2 protein-coding genes and 1 pseudogene are annotated in these 1,915 nt (G+C 68.8%); 2 read left to right on the top strand and 1 reads right to left on the bottom strand.

Annotation, left to right across the window (positions count from 1 at the left end):
- Positions 1–8: 8 nt before the first annotated feature.
- Positions 9–164, top strand: coding sequence for a reverse transcriptase N-terminal domain-containing protein (locus tag DKT69_RS41310; protein WP_109806082.1), 156 nt, complete (start codon positions 9–11; stop codon positions 162–164).
- A 106-nt stretch (positions 165–270) separates the two neighbouring features.
- Here the strand turns inward: DKT69_RS41310 and DKT69_RS37505 are convergent, their stop codons facing one another.
- Positions 271–1,668: an IS1380 family transposase gene (locus DKT69_RS37505; RefSeq protein ID WP_109806083.1), complete on the bottom strand. Its 1,398-nt coding sequence runs from the start codon at positions 1,666–1,668 to the stop codon at positions 271–273.
- A 131-nt stretch (positions 1,669–1,799) separates the two neighbouring features.
- Between DKT69_RS37505 and DKT69_RS40815 the strand changes: the two are divergent.
- A pseudogene (locus DKT69_RS40815) lies at positions 1,800–1,915 on the top strand (reverse transcriptase N-terminal domain-containing protein); the annotation flags it as partial.

Here is a 1,915-nt window from a genome sequence, read left to right as displayed (position 1 = left end):
CCCTCGGAGTGAACGGACCGGAGGACGTACCCACGTGGGACACCGTCGGCTGGCGACACCACGAGGAGAACGTACGGCGGCTACGGGGCAGGATCTTCAAGGCGACGAAGGACGGCGACTGGCCTAACCTCGGTCTTTCGCTAACTGTTGATCAAGGTTGTTGAGGCGGTTGGTTGATCTTTTGGATGGTTGTTCGGGTCGTGGGTATGCCGGTGGCCCGGCGCGGGTGGCCGGGGTCCTCCGGGTGCTGGTGGTGGCGGGGACGTGGGCTCAGGTGATGGGCCGGGGTAGCGCGGCCAGGCGGCCGAAGGCGGCGGCGAGGACGGCGGCCCAGGGCCAGTGTTCGGCGATGCGTAGGCGGGTGCGGCGGGCGGATCGGGTGATCCGGGCGGGCGCGTGGAGTAGCCGGTAGCGCAGTTTCTTCGGTTCGGCGTTGGCGAGTTCTCCCTGCAGGAGCAGGGTTTGGGTCCAGCAGAGCAGGTCGATGCCGGTCAGGGCCAGCTGCAGCCAGGCCTGGTTGATCGCGAAGACCCGGGACGGGAAGCGACCGAAGCCGGTGTCCTTGCCCGTGCGGATGCGGTCCTCAACGCGGGCGTGGGCGCGGTGGCGGGCCTCCAGGAACTGCAGGGATCCGTTGCCGACCGGGGTGTCGGTGGCCATGACCTGGTGACGGAGGCCTTCGATGGTGTCGAACAGGGTCAGTTGCGCGCCGGGGTGCGGGCGTTCGCGCCGGACGATGAACCGGGTCCCGGCCGGGTAGTTGTCGGCGGGGACGGCGCCGGTGATCTCGCAGATTTCCGCGCCGTCACGTAGCCCGCCGTCGGTGTTGACCGCCGGAATCCAGCCCGTGGCCTGCCGGATCGCGTCCCGGATTTCTTCGGTGATCGCAACACCGATGGAGAAGCAGGTGTCGACACCGTGCCCGCGGAGGCGGCGGATGTGGGTCAGGAACCCCTGCGTGCAGCCGGCCGAGTCGGAACGGATCAGGATCGGGGTGCCGTGCCGGTGGGCGTCGGGGATCTGCGCCAGGGCCTGGTCCAGGACGGTGATGTGGTCGGCGGTGGTGTTCGACCCGGCCCGACCCTCCCGCAGCAACCCCGACAACGCCTCCCGCGAGCCGTCGAGGAAACACAACAGCGGGTGGTAGCCGAACGTTTTCTTCCACGTCCGGGTCGCCGCTTCCTTCTCCGAGTGGCAGATCACGATCGTGGCGTCCACGTCCAGCACCAGGCCGGGGACCGGTTGACCCGCCGCGGTCGAGACCGGCAACCCGCCCCTGGTCTCGACCGTCTGCGCCCACGCCACCTCCCTGGCCAGCGCACGGGCAGCGTGCAGCCGAGTCAACGCCTCACCATCCAGATCGGACAGGACCCGCCACGCCGTCGGGTCAGAGGCCACCGTCCCGAACAGGCCGGCCTCGTTACGCAGCACCGCCAGATCGGCGATCGCCTCACCACCATCAGCGAGCATCACCGCCACATCCACCGCGACCCGACCCGGATCATGACCCGCCCGCCGCTGCCGCAGCGACGCCAACGCCTCGCTGAACGACGCGGTCAGCCCCGTGGCATCGGCCATGTCAGCCAGTAACCGGGCGCCGGCGTGCCCGACGACACCCCGCCCGTCCGCAGTGGCAACGATCTTCGGACGTGACCCGGTATCGTGCATCTGGAAGGTGCCCTCCACGGCGGAACGATGTGACCCTCGACAAGTCCCATCATCCCAGCCCAGAGGGCATTTTCACGTTCACGACCCGCCACCACCGCCAGCCTTCGTGAAGGCGCGAGGCTAATGTCAGGAACCTGCAGAAAATGATGCTGCGGAGCTGGTCGAACACGCTGCTCAGCGTGCGCCAGGTCGCGCAGCGCAACGCTGGCCGCAAGACCGCGGGCATCGACGGGAAGGTCGCGTTGAC

The sequence above is a fragment of the Micromonospora sicca genome (assembly GCF_003172935.1).
Classification (GTDB): Bacteria; Actinomycetota; Actinomycetes; order Mycobacteriales; family Micromonosporaceae; genus Micromonospora; species Micromonospora sicca.
Note: the sequence above shows the minus strand (reverse complement) of the source record. Positions and strands in the feature narration are given on the sequence as shown.